The sequence below is a fragment of the Bartonella vinsonii subsp. vinsonii genome, from assembly GCF_902825235.1.
Lineage (GTDB): Bacteria > Pseudomonadota > Alphaproteobacteria > Rhizobiales > Rhizobiaceae > Bartonella > Bartonella vinsonii.
Map to the genome: position 1 here is coordinate 1 of NZ_CADEAJ010000022.1, position 4,064 is coordinate 4,064.

Below are 4,064 nucleotides of genomic sequence, written 5' to 3' on the forward strand. Positions count from 1 at the left end.
AGAAGAGTCAAAGGATCTTAGAGAGTTTTATGACAGTGTAAAATTACGTGCCTCTGGTATTACGACCCCGCAAGCAAGACAAAATCTCATTATTACGCTTTATGAAAGCTTTTTTGCCAAGGCATTTAAAAAGACAACAGATAGACTTGGGATTGTTTATACCCCTGTTGAGGTTGTGGATTTTATCATTCATTCCGTTGATGATGTTTTACGCAAAGAATTTGGCAAGAGTTTGGGCTCCCGTGGTGTTTCTATTCTTGATCCCTTTACGGGAACAGGTACCTTTATCACACGGCTTTTACAATCAGATCTGATAAAACCGGAAGATATGGAGTATAAATTCCGTCATGACATCCATGCCAATGAGATTGTTTTGCTTGCCTATTACATAGCAGCCATAAATATTGAAGCAACCTATCATGGTCTTATGAAAGGAGATTATATTCCCTTTAAGCATATTGGATTAACCGATACGTTTCAGAGGGTTGAAAAGCAAGATCTGATGAAAGGGTTACTAGAAGAAAACAGCGCCTATTTGGAACTTCAAAAAAAGCTGAATATAGAAGTTATCTTTGGTAATCCTCCTTATTCTTTGAGACAAAAAAGTGAAAATGACAACGCAAAAAACACTCCTTATCCACTTTTAGATGACCGTATTCGTGAGACTTATGCTGCTCAATCGAAAGCAACCAATATGCAAGCTTTGTATGATAGTTACATTCGTGCTATTCGTTGGGCAAGTGATCGTATTAGTAATGCTGGGATTATCGGCTTTGTTTCTGGTTCTGGTTATATAGAAAAACCAGCAATGGATGGCTTGCGAAAATCTTTAGCCAAAGAATTTACGAGCATTTATGTGCTTAATTTGCGGGGGGATATTCGCAAAAATATGTTAAGCAATGGGAAGGCTCAAGAAGGTGAAAATATTTTTGGTAATGGTAGTATGACCGGTATTGCTGTAACATTATTTATCAAAAATCCTAATGTTTCTAAACCTTGTAAAATTTACTACCATGATATTGGCAATAATCTTACAACAAAAGAAAAACTCACCGTTCTTGATTACCTTAGTAGTGTTGATGGTATTGCGGCTAAATCAAGTTGGAAACTTATTACACCAGACAAACATGGTGATTGGATAAATCAACGTGATGACAGTTTTGAAACATTCCTAGCTATGGGTATTAAGAAAGGTCATGATAAAAAGCTCTTTGAAACTTTCTCTCTTGGGCTGGTAACAAATCGTGATGTTTGGGTATATAACTCAAGCCGTGAATCTTTAGTGAAAAACATGACTAACATGATTGCCTTCTATAATAACGAAGTAGAACGCTTTAATAATACCTATTTACATTCTGAACATAAAACACGTGCAAATGCTGTAAATAATTTTGTCAATTCAGATGCACAAAAAATTAGTTGGAGTCGTGCACTTAAACAGCAATTAGTTAAAGGAAAAGTTTTTGAATTTGAAAACAATTGCTTAGTTCAAAGCCTTTACCGTCCTTTTACACGACAATGGCTCTATTACAATCGTACTTTCAATGAAATGGTTTATCAAATGCCTCGTATATTCCCTATGGGAAAAGTGGTTGATAATAGAGTAATACAAATTACAGGAACAGGAGCACGAAGTGGTTTTTCTGCTTTGATGAGTAAAAATTTACCTGATTTGAATATGATAGATGGTGGTAGCCAATGTTTTTCATTGTACCTTTACGAAGATACTATACTTTCAAAAAATAGAAGTAATAGCCAATCTCATTTATTTACAAATTCTACAGAAGAAATCAAAACCTCTGGTTTACAACGCCGTGATGCCATCACTGATGAAGGATTAGCACATTTTAAAGCTGCTTATCCTAATGAAACCATAACTAAGGATGATATCTTCTATTATGTTTACGGGATTTTACACTCGGAAGATTACCGTGCTCGCTATGCTGATAACCTCTCTAAAGAGCTCCCTCGCATCCCTTGCGTAAAGAGTGCTAAAGATTTTTGGATGTTTGTTACAGCAGGGCGTGAATTAGGCAATTTGCACGTCAATTATGAAACTGTAGAACCTTATCCTGTGACCTTTAAAAAAGGCAATCCAAAACTTACAGATATCAAGAACCCTGAGAAATTCTATTATGTTACAGAAATGAAATTTGCTGGCAATAGTAAGGAAAAAGATAAAACTACTGTTTTTTATAACAATAATATCACAATAACAGATATCCCTCTTGAAGCTTATGAGTATATCGTAAATGGCAAGCCCGCTCTTGAATGGGTTATGGGTCGGCAATGCGTAAAGACTGATAAAAAGAGTGGCATTGTTAATGATGCCAATTGCTATGCGGTTGAAACCATTGGCAACCCTGCTTATCCATTGGAATTGTTTCAAAGGGTTATTACGGTAAGTTTAGAAACAATGAAGATTGTTAAGAACCTCCCCAAATTGGAATTAAGAGAAACTGAATAGACTTAAGAAAGCATGCTCACATTTTACATGATGGGTATGCACATCTTACAAGGGGTATAGAGTTTATATCTATACTCTCTTGTTAAAGATGATTATGTACAATCTTAAAGGAACGATTTATCATGCGATCTTCTAAAAAGAGAAGCCTTGCACTTTTAAACACTCTCATTTGGATTGCTTTAAGGCTTTTAAGAAATCCCATCTTAAACAGAATGAGATTTGTTTACATTGCCTTTAAAAGATTAACGCGCAATTTAAGATGATGCCATCATATCTTTCAAACGCTCTCTTTAAAGAAAACAGTGAATGTTGATATCACTTTACGCTTTTAATTCCTTCATTTTTAAAAAAGCAAAAAAACACCCCCTATACCCCCAAAACCCCTACAAAACATATATTATTGATTGTATTTATAGGTTGTATTATGGAAATAGGTTGTTTTTTGAAAAATTGGTAAAAAATAACATATTGAAATATAATGATTTTTATTTTTTATTGAAAAAAATTAAAAGAAAAATGAGACAGGCACCCCCAAAACCCCCAAAACCTCCAAAATCCTTAAAACTAATAACGATAATAATCTTGATAGCACCTTTCATAATTACACACTCTCTTTTGAAAGGCTTTAAAGAGCCATATGCCTTCTCATAAGATATGGGTTTAAACACTCACTAAAATCATAAGAATTGTTTGTTAAGATTTACAGACAAAACTAACAAAAGAGACAAAAGCCCCTTAAAAGGTATTTTGATAAGGATATAAGAATTCAATAGGTATCTATATATCTTCTTATAACAGATAAAAACCGCATTATCTTATTATCCTTTGATATAAAAATGATGCGGTGGCTATAGAGAATGAATCAAAAGGGTTGGTTATAAAAATGCGATCTCTATTAAAGCTTCTTAAGTTACAAAGCTCTTATAAATGATAACAAAATTCACAAAAATATTCACAAGGCATTCAATAAAATAACCATGCTTTATAAAGATAAAAATAATCATCATAAGAAGCGTTTTTAGTTGTTATGAAGTTTAAAAGAGAAAAATAACGCCATTGCGTAATATAGAGTCAAATAAACGCAATAAAATAGAAAATATTCATAGGCATATGACGCATATTTATACACAATATGATAAAAAATAATCATAAAAAAATACAAAAAATAGCAAAATATAATTGACAATAAATACGTATTTTTGTATATAAATAATCAAGTGATCAAAACACTTATGATTAGCGGATAGGTTACGTAACAACCTTTCCAAAACCTTTTAAAACTGGCTATCTTTTATACTCTTGTTAGTATATGAAGATTTTGTCGGGTGTGCTTACACCATACAATACCCTTATGGGAAAAGTGTAAGCAACGGACTAATCACCGTGTTTTGAACACCCGGCGCCTTTATAGGTGTCAATTCAAAACTTTTTGATTAGAAAGGATTTCAAATGAAATCTACAGTAAAAAATACCCCCGTTATCTCTGCAAAAAAATATGAATTAACAACTGAAAACTTCACTTTTGAAGGAATTACTTTGCACCGCATTCGGGCTTTAAGGGATTTCGATGATGTAAAGGCGGGTGACCTTGGGGGCT

1 protein-coding gene is annotated in these 4,064 nt (G+C 33.5%); it reads left to right on the top strand.

Annotated elements, in window-relative coordinates:
* Positions 1 to 2,467 (top strand): type ISP restriction/modification enzyme (locus J7R12_RS08415; RefSeq protein WP_208439053.1); only part of this gene is annotated, 2,467 nt, incomplete at its 5' end.
* Positions 2,468 to 4,064: the final 1,597 nt, after the last annotated feature.